The sequence below is a fragment of the Pseudomonas sp. Pso3 genome (assembly GCF_055393275.1).
Genome location: NZ_AP043687.1, coordinates 4,438,845 through 4,453,877, shown reverse-complemented (window position 1 = coordinate 4,453,877; position 15,033 = coordinate 4,438,845). Strand labels below are relative to the sequence as shown.

13 protein-coding genes are annotated in these 15,033 nt (G+C 66.8%); 3 read left to right on the top strand and 10 right to left on the bottom strand.

Annotated features, from left to right (window positions below):
• Window positions 1-32 precede the first annotated feature (32 nt).
• The 8 genes from pgi to ACZ5R1_RS20865 form a co-directional block, all read right to left on the bottom strand.
• Window positions 33-1,697 carry a glucose-6-phosphate isomerase gene (gene pgi, locus ACZ5R1_RS20900; RefSeq protein ID WP_042138308.1) on the bottom strand — a complete coding sequence of 555 codons (1,665 nt, stop codon included), beginning with the start codon at window positions 1,695-1,697 and terminating at the stop codon, window positions 33-35.
• Window positions 1,698-1,878: 181 nt separating this feature from the next.
• The gene (gene panC / locus ACZ5R1_RS20895; RefSeq protein ID WP_042138306.1) at window positions 1,879-2,736 is read right to left on the bottom strand and encodes a pantoate--beta-alanine ligase; all 858 of its coding nucleotides are present in this window, start codon (window positions 2,734-2,736) and stop codon (window positions 1,879-1,881) included.
• A complete protein-coding gene (gene panB / locus ACZ5R1_RS20890; protein WP_007159712.1) occupies window positions 2,733-3,533 on the bottom strand; it encodes a 3-methyl-2-oxobutanoate hydroxymethyltransferase in 801 nt (266 codons plus the stop codon). Before panB ends, panC begins: the two co-directional genes overlap by 4 nt.
• Before the next feature lie 129 nt (window positions 3,534-3,662).
• Complete coding sequence (gene folK, locus ACZ5R1_RS20885) at window positions 3,663-4,166, bottom strand: 2-amino-4-hydroxy-6-hydroxymethyldihydropteridine diphosphokinase (protein WP_371100301.1); 504 nt, start codon at window positions 4,164-4,166, stop codon at window positions 3,663-3,665.
• Entirely contained in the window at window positions 4,163-5,554 is a 1,392-nt protein-coding gene (locus tag ACZ5R1_RS20880; RefSeq protein ID WP_027597539.1) for a polynucleotide adenylyltransferase PcnB, read from the bottom strand. Before ACZ5R1_RS20880 ends, folK begins: the two co-directional genes overlap by 4 nt.
• A gap of 698 nt (window positions 5,555-6,252) precedes the next feature.
• A complete protein-coding gene (locus tag ACZ5R1_RS20875; protein ID WP_007159709.1) occupies window positions 6,253-7,671 on the bottom strand; it encodes a sigma-54-dependent transcriptional regulator in 1,419 nt (472 codons plus the stop codon).
• A gap of 115 nt (window positions 7,672-7,786) precedes the next feature.
• Complete coding sequence (locus ACZ5R1_RS20870; RefSeq protein ID WP_464712658.1) at window positions 7,787-10,735, bottom strand: sensor histidine kinase; 2,949 nt, start codon at window positions 10,733-10,735, stop codon at window positions 7,787-7,789.
• Entirely contained in the window at window positions 10,719-10,895 is a 177-nt protein-coding gene (locus tag ACZ5R1_RS20865) for a hypothetical protein (RefSeq protein ID WP_007159707.1), read from the bottom strand. Before ACZ5R1_RS20865 ends, ACZ5R1_RS20870 begins: the two co-directional genes overlap by 17 nt.
• A gap of 104 nt (window positions 10,896-10,999) precedes the next feature.
• On the opposite strand from ACZ5R1_RS20865, the gene ACZ5R1_RS20860 reads away from it, so the two are divergent.
• A complete protein-coding gene (locus ACZ5R1_RS20860; protein ID WP_058792016.1) occupies window positions 11,000-11,416 on the top strand; it encodes a VOC family protein in 417 nt (138 codons plus the stop codon).
• Here the strand turns inward: ACZ5R1_RS20860 and gluQRS are convergent.
• Window positions 11,413-12,303: a tRNA glutamyl-Q(34) synthetase GluQRS gene (gluQRS, locus tag ACZ5R1_RS20855; RefSeq protein WP_115946397.1), complete on the bottom strand. Its 891-nt coding sequence runs from the start codon at window positions 12,301-12,303 to the stop codon at window positions 11,413-11,415. The two genes, ACZ5R1_RS20860 and gluQRS, sit on opposite strands and share 4 nt — an antisense overlap.
• 84 nt (window positions 12,304-12,387) lie before the next feature.
• Entirely contained in the window at window positions 12,388-12,831 is a 444-nt protein-coding gene (dksA, locus tag ACZ5R1_RS20850; RefSeq protein ID WP_007159704.1) for an RNA polymerase-binding protein DksA, read from the bottom strand.
• A gap of 291 nt (window positions 12,832-13,122) precedes the next feature.
• Here dksA and ACZ5R1_RS20845 point away from each other — a divergent pair, with 291 nt between their 5' ends.
• Window positions 13,123-14,298, top strand: coding sequence for a pyridoxal phosphate-dependent aminotransferase (locus ACZ5R1_RS20845; RefSeq protein ID WP_042138296.1), 1,176 nt, complete (start codon window positions 13,123-13,125; stop codon window positions 14,296-14,298).
• Window positions 14,295-15,020: a DNA/RNA nuclease SfsA gene (gene sfsA / locus ACZ5R1_RS20840; RefSeq protein ID WP_042138294.1), complete on the top strand. Its 726-nt coding sequence runs from the start codon at window positions 14,295-14,297 to the stop codon at window positions 15,018-15,020. The genes ACZ5R1_RS20845 and sfsA overlap by 4 nt, the downstream gene beginning before the upstream one ends.
• The last annotated feature ends 13 nt before the right edge of the window (window positions 15,021-15,033 follow it).

Genomic DNA, 15,033 nt, shown 5'->3' with positions numbered 1-15,033 from the left:
GAGCGGCGCCTTTCGGAACGGACCGGAGACGATCAGCCGCGATGACGACCGCGGAAGTAGTCGATCAGGCCCTGGGTGGAACCGTCGTCGGCCTTGCCTTCGCTGCGGCCGATGATGTGCTGGTAGACGTCCTTGCCCAGCTCCTTGCCCAGCTCGACGCCCCACTGGTCGAAGCAGTTGATGCCCCAGATGACGCTCTGCACGAACACCTTGTGCTCGTACAGGGCCACCAGCGCACCCAGGCGCCGCGGCGAGATGCGCTCCAGCACCAGGGTGTTGCTCGGGCGGTTGCCCGGGATCACCTTGTGCGGCGCCAACTTGGCGATCTCGGCTTCGCCCAGGCCCTTCTCGCGCAGCTCGGCCTCGGCTTCTTCGCGGGTCTTGCCCAGCATCAGTGCCTGGCTCTGCGACAGGCAGTTGGCATACAGCCACTGCTGGTGATCGGCCACCGGGTTGTGGCTCACCACCGGCACGATGAAGTCGCCGGGGATCAGCTGGGTGCCCTGGTGCAGCAGCTGGTGGTAGGCGTGCTGACCGTTGCAGCCGACGCCGCCCCAGATCACCGGGCCGGTCTCCAGGCTCACCGGCGAGCCGTCCTGACGCACGCTCTTGCCATTGGACTCCATGTCCAGCTGCTGCAGGTGCTTCACGAAGTTACGCAGGTGGTGGTCGTAGGGCAGGATGGCATGACTGGTCGCGCCCCAGAAGTTGCCGTACCAGACCCCGAGCAGGCCCAGCAGCACCGGCATGTTCTCTTCGAAGGGAGCGCTGGTGAAGTGCTGGTCCATGGCATAGGCACCGGCCAGCAGGTCCTTGAAGTTGGACATGCCGATGGCCAGGGCGATGGGCAGGCCGATGGCCGACCACAGCGAATAGCGACCGCCGACCCAGTCCCACATCGGGAAGATGTTCTCTTCGGCGATGCCGAATTCCACCGCCACCTTGACGTTGCTGGAGACGGCGATGAAGTGCTTGTGCAGCTCCGGCTCCGGGCAGCCCTGGGCCAGGCACCAGGCACGGGCGGCCTGGGCGTTCTTCAGGGTCTCCAGGGTGCCGAAGGACTTGGAGGAGACGATGAACAGGGTGGTGTCGGCGGCGAGCTTGGAGGTCACCTCGCGGAATTCGCTGCCGTCGATGTTGGCCAGGTAGTGGCAGCGCACGCCGCGCTGGGTGAAGGGCACCAGCGCCTCGGAGACCAGCTGCGGACCGAGGAAGGAGCCACCGATGCCGATGTTGACCACGTCGGTGATCGGCTTCTCGGTGTAGCCGCGCCAGAGGCCGTTGTGGATGCGGGTGACCAGCTGGGTCATCTGGTTCAGGACCCGGTGCACCTCGGGCATGATGTCCTGGCCATCGATCCGGACGCTGTCGCCCACCGGGCGGCGCAGCGCGGTGTGCAGGGCGGGGCGGTGTTCGGAGGAGTTGACGTAGGCGCCATCGAACAGGGTGCGGATGGCCCCTTCCAGCCCCGCTTCCCGGGCCAGATTCACCAGCAGGTCACGGGTCTGCTCGGTGATGAGGTTCTTGGAGTAGTCGAGGAACAGACCACTGCTGCTCAGGGAGAACTGCGAGAAGCGCTGCGGATCGGCGGCGAAGGCATCGCGCATGCGGAAGTTCTGCATGGCCTTGCGGTGTTCCTGCAGGGCTTTCCAGGAGGCGAGCTGGGTCACGTCGAGGGGGTGTTGATAGTACTCCATGGCTAGGCTTTTCCTTGGTGGCTCTTGTTTGCTGTTGTGCCCCACAAGCCGCTGGCTTGCAAGAGAAAGTCGGTGACCGCGAGACGCCGGTCGTGGCGCCGCGCTTCGAGCATGAAAAAGCCCGGTATGTTCCGGGCTTCCAGGGTTCAGGCAGGGTCGGGTGAGCTAACCTTCGGTTGCGTCACACTCGGGCCCTGCGGCGAAAGCTCAGATTGTCGATCAGGCGGGTCTGGCCGAGGTAGGCCGCCACCAGCAGGACCAGCGCGGTGGTGTCCGGCCCGGCCGGTTGCAGACTCAGCTGCTCGCGCAATTCCAGATAGTCGACCTTGAGCCCCTGAGCGTGCAATTCGGCGACACCGGCGGCGAGGGTCGGCTCGACCGCGGCGCCGGCGGCGAGCTGATCGGCGAGGCGCCTGAGCAGGCTGTACAGGCAAGGCGCACTGGCCCGCTGGTGGTCATCGAGATAGCCATTGCGCGACGACAGCGCCAGGCCGTCGGTGGCCCGTACCGTGGGCTGGGCGACGATCTCGATGGGCATGTCCAGGTCCTGGACCAGCTTGCGGATCACCGCCAGCTGCTGATAGTCCTTTTCGCCAAACACCGCCACGTCCGGTTGCGCCATCTGGAACAGCTTGGTGACCACCGTCGCCACGCCTTCGAAATGCCCGGGCCGGCGCGCACCGCACAGGCCTTCGGACACCACGGGGACATTCACCCGGGTCAGGCCGTCCATGCCATTGGGATACATCTCGGCCACCGCCGGCGCGAACAGCAGGTCGCAGTGGGCCTCGTTCAGCTGGCGACTGTCTTCCGCCAGGGTGCGCGGATAGGTGTCCAGATCCTCGGTGGGACCGAATTGCAGCGGATTGACGAAGATGCTCGCCACCACGAAGTCGGCGTGACGCCGCGCGGTGTCGACCAGGGCGATATGCCCGGCGTGCAGATTGCCCATGGTGGGCACCAGGCCGATGCGCAGGCCCTGGCGGCGCGCGGCGGCGACGGCGGCGCGCAGTTCGCGGACGCTATGGACCGTTTTCATGCGGAGAATCCGTGTTCGGGAGCGGGAAAGCTGCCGTCCTTGACGGCAGCGACATAGGCCGCCAGGGCAGCCTGGATGCTGTCCTGACCGGCCATGAAGTTGCGCACGAATTTCGGCGTGCGCCCGCGCAGGGCCAGGCCGAGCATGTCGTGCAGCACCAGTACCTGGCCATCGGTGGCAGCCCCGGCGCCGATGCCGATCACCGGCACCCGGGCGGCCCGGGTGATTTCCTCGGCCAGCGCCGAAGGCACGCATTCCAGCAGCAGCATGGCCGCGCCGGCTTCCTCCAGCTCACGCGCCGCCTCGCGCAACTGCTGCGCCCGGGCCGGATCGCGCCCCTGTACCTTGAAGCCGCCGAAGACGTTGACCGACTGGGGCGTCAGGCCCAGGTGGGCGCAGACCGGCACGCCATTGGCGGCCAGGCGGCGAATGGGTTCGGCCAGCCAGGCATCGCCCTCAAGCTTGACCATCTGCGCGCCCGCCTGCATCAGGCGACCGGCGCTGGTCAGGGTCTGCTCCAGGGTGGCATAGGTCATGAACGACAGGTCGGCGACGATGAAGGCACCCGCGTGGCCGCGCTTGACGCAGGCGGTGTGGTAGACCATGTCGTCGAGGGTCACCGGCAGGGTGCTGTCGTGACCCTGCAGCACCATGCCGAGGGAATCGCCGATGAGCAGCATCTCGACGCCGGCCTGACTGGCGGCCTGGGCGAAAGTGGCATCGTAGGCGGTCAGCATGGCGATCTTTTCGCCGCGCTGCTTGAGCCCCTGAAGGGTCGTGAGGCTGATATCAGGCATGCAAGGGGTCCTCGTGGGACGGCGCTATGGTTATTGTCTGGGCGCCGCGGGCGCGGGGTGGCCGCGCGCAAACGGCTGCTATAGTCCCGGCGCATCCGGCACAAGTCAATGCTCGGTGTTACGGCTGTGTTACCGCGTGGATGACGACGGTAGCAGCCGCTCCAGGCCTTCGAAAGGGCAGGCGGACAGCAGGTCCGGCAAGCGGCGGCCATCGGGCAGGTGCAGCGCGGGGGCGAGATCGGCCAGCGGATAGAGGACGAAGGCACGGGCCTGGAGGTGGTAGTGCGGCACCTGCAGGCGTGGCTCGTCGATCAGTCGTTCGCCGAATAGCAGGATGTCGATGTCCAGGGTCCGCGGACCCCAGCGTTCATCCTTGCGCACGCGGCCCTGCTGCTGCTCTATGGCCTGGGTGGCGTCGAGCAGCGCCAGGGGCTCGAGCCCGGTGTCCAGGGCGGCGACGGCGTTGACGTAGCGCGGCTGATCGGGTGGTCCCAGGGGATCGCTGGCATAGAAGGCGGAGACCGCCACCAGCTCACTGTGGGGCAGCTGGGCCAGGGCCTCGAGGGCCGCGTCCAGCTGGCGCCGCGGCTCGGCCAGGTTACTGCCCAGGCCGAGATAGACCCTTTCCATCATTCGTCGCCGGCGGTGGGCGCATCCGAGGTGCGCCGCTTGCGATTGCTGCCGCCGCGGCGGCGCCGCTTGGCCGGTGCGCCTTCGTCGCGGCTGAGGTTCTTGATCATCTCGCGCCGCTGGCTGTCGCCGACCTCCTGGTAGCGGGTCCACCAGTCGCCCAGGCCACCGGTTTCCTCGCCGGCGCTCTCGCGCAGCAGCAGGAAGTCGTAGCCGGCGCGAAAGCGCGGATTCTCCAGCAACTGATCGGCGCGCTTGCCCTGGCGGCGTGGCAGGCGTTCCTGCATGTCCCAGATCTCGCGCATGGGCATGGTGAAACGCTTGGGGACGGCGGTGCGCTGGCACTGCTGCTGGGTGAGGTCGTGGGCGGCTTCCTGCATGGCCGGAATCGGCGGCAGGCCGAGGTCCTGATGATGACGGACGCGCTCGGGCAAGGCCGGCCAGAGCAGGGCGGCGAAGAGGAAGGCCGGGGTGACCGGCTTGCCTTCGCGGATGCGGGCATCGGTGTTGGCCAGGGCCTGGCGGATCAGGCTGCCGGCGTAGTCGGGATCGCGTTCCAGGGCTTCGCCACTGGCCGGAAACAGCGGGGCGAACAGCCCGTACTGGCAGAGCAGCTCGAAGGTGCGCTCGGCCTTGCCACCCAGCAGCAGCTTGATGACCTCGTCGAACAGCCGCGGTGCCGGAATGTCCCGCAGCAGCGGCGCCAGGCGGCTGATGGGTTCGGCGGTGGCGGCCTCGATCTCGAAATCCAGCTTGGCGGCGAAGCGCACGGCGCGCAGCATCCGCACTGGATCTTCCAGGTAGCGCTGCTCCGGATCGCCGATCAGCCGGATCTGCCGCAGGCGAATGTCCTGGGTGCCGTTGGCGTAGTCGAGGATGCGTTCGCCGCTGGCGTCGTAGTAGAGCGCGTTGATGGTGAAGTCGCGCCGCTGGGCATCCTGTTCCTGGTTGCCATAGATGTTGTCGCGCAGGATCCGGCCGCTTTCATGGCGCGAGCCCTGGGTCTCGTCCTCGGCATCCCCGGTGGGGTGATTGGCGCGGAAGGTCGCGACCTCGATGATCTCGCGGCCGAAATGCACATGGACCAGCTTGAAGCGCCGCCCGATGACCCGCGCATTGCGGAATTCGGCCCGCACCTGCTCGGGCGTGGCGCTGGTGGCGACGTCGAAGTCCTTGGGCTCGAAGCCCAGCAGCAGGTCCCGGACGCAACCGCCCACCAGGTAGGCCTGATAACCCGCCTTTTCCAGCCGGTCGACGACACTCAGGGCGTAGCGACTGATGCGCTCTCGTTCCAGAGCATGCTGACTGCGGGGCAGTTCGATGGGCAAGGCAGGCGCGGGCGGAGTACGCCGCAGGGGCGAGCGCAGAGTCTGGATCAGCTTCTTCAGCATGCGAGTTTCTGTTCGGAGAGACGGCTATACGCAATCTGGACCACAGCGGGAGCCGTTGCGCAATAGATAAGGAGGGGATCTTGAACGAGGGAGGGGAGGCTGTCAAAGGCACTGGGGGAGCCGAAGCTCCCCCCCAAAGTGGTACGTGCTTTGTTTTTATTGTCTATCCAGACCTCTTGTTTTTCTTGTGTGGTCTGTCCCGTGCGGTTACCGGCCGCCGGAAAGGCTCTGAAGTCTAGAGCCAAGAGCAAACGGATTACTTTGGAAGCTGATGTCGTCAGGATCATTCCTGCTCTGCCTGGTACGGGTGCTGCCTCGGGGCAGTTTTATTGTTCTCTGGCCTGACATCGCGGGACCATCCCGCAAGACGACTCTTCTCCAAAATGATCAGTTAGCTACGCCTCCGCCTGCTTGTTCTTGTTGTGCTGGAGTCGCTACGTCTTGTTTTTGTTATGGAGGGGGTACGTTTTTATTGTTCTTGTGCCAGAACATAAAGCAGATGCCGTGCCAGTTTTGAAAAATCCTTTTATTTCAGTGGCTTAAGAAAAATGTAGCCTTTTTGCCTGGTGGCTACAGGGAGATTTTCGTTACCGCTGAACCCGCCTCCTGTTACGGCGGTAACACATTGCAAAGGATGGGGAGGCGAGGCGGGAGGGTGTTACCGCGGGACGTGCAGGGCTGCCGCGTCCCGGCGTGGATCAGCTGGCGTCGCTGCTGGCGCTGGCCTTGCGTCGCGGAATGCCCAGGCGCTGGCGACGTTCCCACAGGCACTTGCGGCTGACGCCGAGCTTGCGCGCCAGTTCGGTCTCGGTCATGTGATCCTGGTGCTCGAGCACGAAGTGCTGGAAGTAGTCCTCCAGCGAGAGGTCCTCGGTGGGCTCGTGGGCGCCGTTGCCGTTCCCCAGGCCCGCGCTGGGCAGCGGATCCAGGTAGCTGTCGGCCAGCTCCAGCTCGCCGAGCTCGACGTCGATGCCCAGCTGGTCGGCATTGATCTCCTGGCCTTCGCTGAGGATCACCGAGCGCTCGATGGCGTTCTCCAGCTCGCGCACGTTACCCGGCCAGCTGTAGTGGCGGATGGCGGCCTCGGCTTCAGCGCCGAACTTGAGCCCCGGGCGACTCATGCGCGCGGACTGACGGGCGAGAAATACCCGGGCGATCTCCATGACGTCGCCACCGCGCTCGCGCAGGGCCGGCAGGCGCAGGGAGATGACGTTGAGGCGATAGAAGAGGTCTTCGCGGAACTGACCGATCTTGGCCAGGCCCTTGAGATCCCGGTGGGTCGCGGCGATCAGGCGCACATCGACCTTTTGCGACTGCACCGAGCCGACCCGGCGGATCTCGCCTTCCTGCAGCACGCGCAAGAGGCGCGCCTGGGCTTCCAGCGGCAATTCGCCGATCTCGTCGAGAAACAGGGTGCCGCCGTCGGCCGCTTCCACCAGGCCGGTACGGCTGGCGCTGGCGCCGGTGAAGGCGCCCTTCTCGTGGCCGAAGAGTTCGGATTCGATCAGGGTTTCGGGAATGGCCGCGCAGTTGACCGAGATCAGCGGTGCCTTGGCCCGGCGCGACAGGTTGTGCAGCGCCCGCGCCACCAGTTCCTTGCCGGTGCCCGACTCGCCCTGGATCAGCACGGTTGAGTCGGTGGGGGCGACCTTGCGGATCTTGCCGAAGAGGTCCTGCATTGGGGCGCAGTTGCCGATGATGCCGATCTCGCCGGTGGCCGGCGGCGGCGCGACGCTTTCCTCGACGGCGGCAGCCGGCTGGCGCTGTTCACGCTCGACCAGGATGCGCGCCACGGCCTGCAGCATCTCGTCGTGATCGAAGGGCTTGGCGATGTAGTCCACCGCGCCCTGCTTCATGGAATCGACCGCCGATCTCAGGCTGGCGTAGCTGGTCATGATCAGCACCGGCTTGCCCTTGGCGAGATCGATCATCTCGGTACCGGGGGCGCCGGGCAGACGCAGATCGCTGATGACGAGATCGAAGCTCGAGACATCGTAGAGATCCTGGGCTTCCTGCACGGAGCCGGCTTCGCTGACGCGGAACTGGTTGCGCTCCAGCAGACGGCGCAGCGCCGAACGGATGATCTTCTCGTCTTCGACAATCAGGATATGGGCCATCAAGTGCGCTCTCTTACGGGAAGGCAAGACGACCCACGCCAGGCAGCGTGTCTTGTCGCGGTCGTCTGGACTTCCGAATGCTTTAGCAGATCCATCCAGCAGGCGGATGGGTCCGTCACGGCGCCTCCGGCAACCCGAGATAGCGCGGCAGCAGTACCCGGATGCGGGTGCCCTGGCCGGTCACGGGGTCGGTAGGACTATCGATCATTATCTGACCATAATGCTCTTCTACGATGGAATAGACCAGCGCCAAGCCAAGCCCCGTCCCCTTGCCCGGATCCTTGGTGGTGAAGAAGGGTTCGAACAGCCGGCTGACGATGGCCTTGGGAATGCCGCTGCCCTCGTCCTCGACGCTCAGGGTCACGGTCTGGCCCTGGGCCTCGCTGCGCACCCGGATCGGCGCACCGGGTGGCGAGGCGTCCCGGGCGTTGGACAGCAGGTTGATCATCACCTGCACCAGCCGCTGGGGATCGCCCTGCACCAGGTGTTCGGGATCGCAGAGATTGAAGAAGTCGACGTCCACGCTCTGGCGGTTGAGGGAGAGCAGGGCGATGGCCTCCTGGGCCGCCTCGGCCACGCACACCGGTTCGTGGGCCTGCTGGCGACCGCCGGCATGGGCGAAACTCATCAGCGACTGGACGATGCGGGTGATGCGCCGGGTCTGCTCGACGATCTGGCTGCTGATCTCGTCGATCTCTTCGTCCGCCTCGCGCTCCTCGCGCAGGTTCTGCGCCAGGCAGGCGATGCCGGTGACCGGATTGCCGATCTCGTGGGCGACGCCCGCGGCCAGCCGGCCGATGGAGGCCAGGCGCTCGGAGTGGATCAGGCGGTCTTCCAGCAGCTGGGTCTCGCTGATGTCTTCCACCACCAGCACCGTGCCGTTGCTGCCCACCGCCAAGGGTTCGTCGATGGTCGCCTTGTGCAGGTTGAGCCAGCGCTGCTCGTGTTCCTGGGGCAGCCGCTGCTTGTAGAGGTGCTGTTGCGCCGGTTCGGCGAGAAAGCGCTCGAACAGGTCCTGCCAGGGATCGGGCAAGGCGCTCAGGCGCGAACCCACCACCCGGGCGCCGTCGATGCCGGTGAGTTCTTCCATGGCGCGGTTCCACATGAGGATCTCGCGGTCACGCGCCAGGGAGCAGACGCCCATGGGCAACTCCTGCAGGGTCTGGCGGTGATAGCGGCGCAGGGCGTCCAGCTCGGCGGCCAGGCCGGTCAGGCGCGACTGGTAGTCTTCCAGGCGATTCTCGATGAAGTGGATGTCTTCGGTGGCATAGGCCTCGCTTTCCGCCTTGAACGGCAGAAAGGTCTCGACGATGTCCTGGGCGACCCGCGGACCCATCAGGCCGGAGAGGTTGGCCTCGATGCGATCGCGCAACCGGCGCAGGGCATAGGGGCGGCGTTCGTCATAGGGCAGCAGCAGATCGGCCAGGGCGCGCTCGACTTCCTTCTGCGCGGTCTTGGCGCCCAGCGGCTTGGCCAGCTGGGCGGCGAAGTCCTGGGGCGAGCTGGCCGCCAGTTCGCGGCGCTGCGGACGGCGGACGTTGTCCACGGCGCAGGCCTCGGCGGCGCTCTTCTCTTCTTCGCTGGCCTCGGTGAAGAGCGAGACCAGGGCGAACACCAGCACGTTGACGGTCAGCGAGGCCACGGCGGCGAGGTGCCAGTTGCTGGCGCTGATGCGATAGCTGAAGACGCCGATGTGCAGCGGATTGATGTCGGCCACCAGCGGCATGAGCATGCTCAGGAACCACAGGCCCAGGCCGCACAGCAGGCCGGCGATGAAGCCCTTGCGATTGGCCGTCTGCCAGTAGAGCACCGACAGCGCGCCGGGCAGGAATTGCACGGTGGCGACAAAGGAGACGATGCCCAGGCTGGAGAGATCGCCATGGCCCTGCAGCAGGCGATAGAAGCCATAGCTGCCGAGGATGATGGCGGCGATCAGCATGCGCCGGGTCATGCGCAGCCAGCGATAGATGTTGCCGTCGGTGGGCGGCTGGTAGAGCGGCAGCACGATGTGGTTGAGCAGCATGCCCGACAGCGCCATGGTCACCACGATGATCAGGCCGCTGGCCGCCGACAGCCCGCCGACGAAGGCCACCAGCGCCAGCAGCGGATTGTCCAGCGCCAGGCCCACGCCCAGGGTGAAGTACTCCGGCGGCGTCGGCGAACCCAGCGCCAGGCCACCCCAGAGAATCGGCGGCACCGCCAGGCTGATCAGCAGCAGGAACAGCGGCAGGCCCCAGCTGGCACTGACCAGCGCCTGGGGACTGAGATTCTCGGTGAAGGCCATGTGGTACATGTGCGGGGTGACGATGGCCGCGGCAAAGAACACCAGCAGCAGGATCCGCCAGGGACCTTCCTGCAGCGGGGTGTGCAGGGTGGAGAGGGCGCTCTGGTTCTGCTGCAGCCAGGTCTCCAGGCCGTTGGGTCCGCCGAACACGGTATAGAGGGTGACGCCGCCGACGATGCCCAGGGCCAGCAACTTGACCAGGGACTCGAAGGCGATGGCCACCACCAGGCCTTCATGGCGCTCCTTGGAATTGATCTGGCGTGCGCCGAAGAGCATGGCGAACAGGGTGATCAGCAGGCAGAAGCCCAGCGCCGGGGCGTCCTGGGCGCGGGCCTGCACCAGGATGCCGGTGCTGGTGGCCACCGCCTGGATCTGCAGCGCCAGCAGCGGCAGCACGGCGATCAGCATGCCCAGGCTGGTGAGGGCGCCGGCCCAGGTGCTGCGGAAACGGAAGGCGAAAAGATCGGCCAGGGACGCCAGCTGGTAGGCACGGGTCAGGCGCAGGATGGGATAGAGCAGCACCGGCGCCAGCAGGAAGGCGCCGCACAGGCCCAGGTAGTAGGCGAGAAAGCCGTATCCGTAGTCGTAGGCCAGGCCCACGGTGCCATAGAAGGCCCAGGCGCTGGCGTAGACGCCCAGCGACAGGGTGTAGATCAGCGGATGGCGCACCAGCCGGCGCGGCACCCAGCCCTTCTCGGTCATCCAGGCGACGCCAAAGAAGATCAGCAGGTAACCGGCGCTGATCAGCACCAGTTGGGACAGACTAAAGCTCGTCGGCATCGCGCTGGCTCTGCAGGATAAAGGTCACCACGATGAGGATGAGCCACAGCAGGTAGGGGCGATACCAGGCGCCGCTGGGAGCGATCCACCAATCCATGATGGCGGGGGAGAACAGATAGATGCCTACCACGAGGAGCAGGACCAGCCGGTAGATGTACATGCGCGGTTCCCGAACGGCGATGGCGCCATGGTAATGCAAAAGCGCTGTACCCCGGAGAGGGAGGCCTCTACCGTGAAGGCTTCTTTCCCCGCCGGAGTTCGTCGATGACCAGGCCCCGTCTCGCCGCCGTGCTGGAAACCGCGCTCTATGTCGCCGATCTGCCCCGGGCCCGGCGCTTCTATGAAGAGCTGCTGGGGCTCACGCCGATGTTCGCCGACGAGCGCCTGGCCGCCTATGCGGTGGGCGCCAGCGTCCTGTTGCTGTTCCAGCGGGGCACTACCGAACAGCCCGTCAGGCTGCCGGGCGGCTGCATTCCGCCCCATGGCGCCCAGGGCTTTCAGCACCTGGCCCTGGCCGTCGCAGCGGATGAACTGGAAGCCTGGGCCGCACAGCTGGTGGCTGCCGGGGTCGCCATCGAAGAACGCACCCGCTGGCCGCGTGGCGCGATCAGCCTGTATTTCCGCGATCCGGACGGACATCTGCTGGAACTGGCCACGCCCGGCCTCTGGCCCAACTACTAGTCCGGCAGCCGGGCTTCGGCCAGGTGCGGCACCCGCGGGATCAGCGCGGCATCCCAGTGGGCGACGCCCCAGGCCAGCACCCTGGCCGGGGTTTCCCGGGCCAGCTCCGCATGCGTCGGCTGGCCCAGGGTGCGCAGGGCGCGCACCAGCAGGGCGCCGGCCTGCTCGGGTGGCAATGGCGGCGAGCGGTAGCTCTTGCCCAGCTTGTGGCCATCGGGCTGGATCAGCAGCGGCACGTGCAGATAGCGCGGCGCCGGATGACCGAGCAATTCCTGCAGATAGAGCTGGCGGGGCGTCGAGTCCAGCAGGTCGGCGCCCCGCACCACGTCGGTCATGCCCTGCAGGGCATCGTCCATCACCACCGCCAACTGGTAGGCGATCAGGCCGTCGCGGCGCTGGATGACGAAGTCGCCCACCTCGCGGCCCAGGTGCTGGCGGAACTCGCCCTGCACCCGGTCGACGAAGCGGTAGTCCAGCTCAGGGACACGGATGCGGATGGCGGCGTCCGTCGCCGGCAGGCCGCGATTGCGGCAGTATCCGGGGTAGAGGCCGCCACTGCCTTCGAGCTGCTTGCGCGAGCAGTCGCAGGCATAGGCCAGGCCGCTGGCCAGCCACTGCGCGATGACCGCGCGGTAGGCGTCCAGGCGCTCGCTCTGGCGCAGCACCGGGCCGTCCCATTCGAAGCCGTAGGCCTCCAGAGTGGTGAGGATGGCCGCCTGGGCGCCGGGGACCTCGCGCGGGGGGTCCAGGTCTTCCATGCGCACCAGCCACTGCCCGCCCGCGGCGCGGGCATCCAGGTAGGAGGCGAGGGCGGCAACCAGCGAGCCGAAGTGCAGATAGCCGCTGGGCGTGGGGGCGAAACGGCCGACATAGGGGCGCCTGGACATAGCTCATCCTGTGAATGCCGGAAAATCCGAAGTCTGGAAAGAACAAAGGGCGCCGTAGCGCCCTCGTCGGTGAGGCAGCAGGACTCAGGTCCCGGTCTGCTTCTCGCGGATCTCGGCCAGGGTCTTGCAGTCGATGCACAGGCTGGCGGTCGGACGGGCTTCCAGGCGACGGATACCGATTTCCACGCCGCAGGAGTCGCACCAGCCGTATTCGTTGTCTTCGATCAGCTGCAGCGTCTCGTCGATCTTCTTAATCAGCTTGCGCTCGCGGTCGCGGGCACGCAGTTCCAGGCTGAATTCCTCTTCCTGGGTCGCGCGGTCGGCCGGGTCGGCGAAGTTGGCCGCTTCTTCCTTCATGTGGTGCACGGTGCGATCGACTTCTTCGCGCAGTTCCTGCTTCCACTTGTTCAGAATGCCGGTGAAGTGGGCGCGCATGCGCTCACTCATGTATTCCTCACCCTTGGCAGGCTGGTAGGGTTCGTAGCCACGGGCCAGATGATTGTTCTGCTGATTTGCTTCGCTGGGCATGATTGACCCTCTCACTTTCGCTGATCCTGTCCACAGGCTGGATGCGTTTCCAGGCCTCTCCATGTTGGAACGCCCGGGGTCTGTGGCTGCCGATGGCGTCCCGCGCAATGCCGACGCCAGGCTGAATATGTTCTCGACTGGCCAGTCGCCCTGCGGATGCAAGCCGGCGAACTTACCAGAAGCTTCCAGGGGGCGCTACTACTGGCCTCCCGCTCCTTGCCGACGCGGCGGATGCCGGTCTGCGAAGCCTTGGTTAGAATCCCGCCTTCGCCACAAGTTCGGACCCCCTCCATGTCCAATTCCTACAGCGCGCGCAGCCAGGCCATCGAGCCCTTCCATGTGATGGCCCTGCTGGAGCGCGCCAACCAGCTCCAGGCCGCCGGGCATGACGTCATCCACCTGGAGATCGGCGAGCCCGATTTCACCACCGCCGCCCCGGTGGTCGCGGCCGGCCAGGCCGCGCTGGCGGCCGGTCAGACCCGCTACACCGCGGCCCGCGGCCTGCCGGAGTTGCGCCGCGCCATCGCCGCCTTCTATGGCGAGCGCTACGGCGTCGACCTGGATCCGGAACGGGTGCTGATCACCCCCGGCGGTTCGGGTGCCCTGCTGCTGGCCAGCGCCCTGCTGGTGGATCCCGGGCGTCACTGGTTGCTGGCCGATCCCGGCTATCCCTGCAATAGACACTTCCTGCGCCTGGTGGAAGGCGCGGCCCAGCTGATCCCGGTCGGCGCCGAGACCCGCTACCAGCTCACCCCCGAGCTGGTCGCGCGGCACTGGCAGGCGGACAGCGTCGGCGCCCTGGTGGCCTCGCCGGCCAATCCGACCGGCACCCTGCTGGATCGCGACGAACTCGCCGGGCTGTCGGCCGCCCTAAGGGCGCGCGGTGGTCACCTGGTGGTGGACGAGATCTACCACGGCCTGACCTACGGCCTGGACGCCCCCAGCGTGCTGGAGGTGGACGACTCGGCCTTCGTGCTCAACAGCTTCTCCAAGTATTTCGGCATGACCGGCTGGCGCCTCGGCTGGCTGGTGGCGCCGCGCGCCGCGGTGCCGGAGCTGGAGAAGCTGGCGCAGAATCTCTACATCAGTGCCTCCACCGTGGCCCAGCAGGCGGCCCTGGCCTGTTTCACCCCCGAGGCCATGGCCATCTTCGAGGAGCGTCGCGCCGAATTCGCCCGCCGTCGCGACTACCTGTTGCCGGCGTTGCGCAACCTGGGCTTTGAGATCGCCGTCGAGCCCCAGGGCGCCTTCTACCTCTATGCCGACATCGCCGCCTTTGGCGGCGACGCCTATGCCTTCTGCCAGTTCCTGCTGGAGACCGAGCACGTCGCCATCACCCCCGGCCTGGATTTCGGGCGCCACCGCGCCGACACCCATGTGCGCTTCGCCTACACCCAGTCGCTGCCGCGCCTGGAAGAGGCCGTCGCCCGCATCGCCCAGGGATTGCAGCGCTGGAGCGCCCGGTGAGATTCGAGCCGCCCTTGGAAGAGGGTCGCCTGCTGCGCCGCTACAAGCGATTTCTCGCCGACATCGAGACCGCCAGCGGCGAGGTGCTGACCCTGCACTGCCCCAATACCGGCTCCATGCTCCACTGCCAGCCGGCGGGCGCCCGCGTCTGGTTCAGCCGCGCCAATGGTCCCAAGCGCAAGCTGCCCGGCACCTGGGAGTTGGTCGAGACGGATCACGGCCGGCTGGCCTGCATCAATACCGCCCGTGCCAATCGCCTGGTGGAGGAGGCCTTGCTGGCCGGTGGCATTCCCGAGCTGGCCGGCTTCACCGCCCTGCGCCGGGAGGTGGCGTACGGGCTGGAGAACAGTCGCGCCGATTTCCGCCTGGAGTATCCCGCGGGGCCGCTGTACCTGGAGGTCAAGAGCGTCACCCTGGGCTTTGCCGACACCGCGATCGCTGCCTTTCCCGACGCCGTGACCACCCGTGGGGCCCGTCATCTGCGCGAGCTGGCGGCCCTGGCCGCGGCCGGTGAGCGGGCCGTGCTGCTCTATTGCGTCTTGCTCGACGGCATCGAGGCGGTACGCCCGGCCGCGGAAATCGATGCCGCCTATGCCCTGGCCCTGGGCGAAGCCCGTCGCCAGGGTGTGCAGGTGCTGGCTTATGGGGCACGGCTCTCGCCCGCGGGCCTGCAGCTGGACCGACCGCTGCGCCTCGCTGACCAGGCAGTCACAAAAAGCTGATCGCCCGGACAGG

Coding starts and splice junctions, on each gene's coding strand:
- ACZ5R1_RS20845 (WP_042138296.1), top strand. CDS start 13,123: ATGTCCAATTCCTACAGCGCGCGCAGCCAGGCCATCGAGCCCTTCCAT.
- gluQRS (WP_115946397.1), bottom strand. CDS start 12,303: ATGTCCAGGCGCCCCTATGTCGGCCGTTTCGCCCCCACGCCCAGCGGC.
- dksA (WP_007159704.1), bottom strand. CDS start 12,831: ATGCCCAGCGAAGCAAATCAGCAGAACAATCATCTGGCCCGTGGCTAC.
- ACZ5R1_RS20875 (WP_007159709.1), bottom strand. CDS start 7,671: ATGGCCCATATCCTGATTGTCGAAGACGAGAAGATCATCCGTTCGGCG.
- ACZ5R1_RS20870 (WP_464712658.1), bottom strand. CDS start 10,735: ATGCCGACGAGCTTTAGTCTGTCCCAACTGGTGCTGATCAGCGCCGGT.
- ACZ5R1_RS20860 (WP_058792016.1), top strand. CDS start 11,000: ATGACCAGGCCCCGTCTCGCCGCCGTGCTGGAAACCGCGCTCTATGTC.
- ACZ5R1_RS20865 (WP_007159707.1), bottom strand. CDS start 10,895: ATGTACATCTACCGGCTGGTCCTGCTCCTCGTGGTAGGCATCTATCTG.
- panC (WP_042138306.1), bottom strand. CDS start 2,736: ATGAAAACGGTCCATAGCGTCCGCGAACTGCGCGCCGCCGTCGCCGCC.
- pgi (WP_042138308.1), bottom strand. CDS start 1,697: ATGGAGTACTATCAACACCCCCTCGACGTGACCCAGCTCGCCTCCTGG.
- ACZ5R1_RS20880 (WP_027597539.1), bottom strand. CDS start 5,554: ATGCTGAAGAAGCTGATCCAGACTCTGCGCTCGCCCCTGCGGCGTACT.
- panB (WP_007159712.1), bottom strand. CDS start 3,533: ATGCCTGATATCAGCCTCACGACCCTTCAGGGGCTCAAGCAGCGCGGC.
- folK (WP_371100301.1), bottom strand. CDS start 4,166: ATGATGGAAAGGGTCTATCTCGGCCTGGGCAGTAACCTGGCCGAGCCG.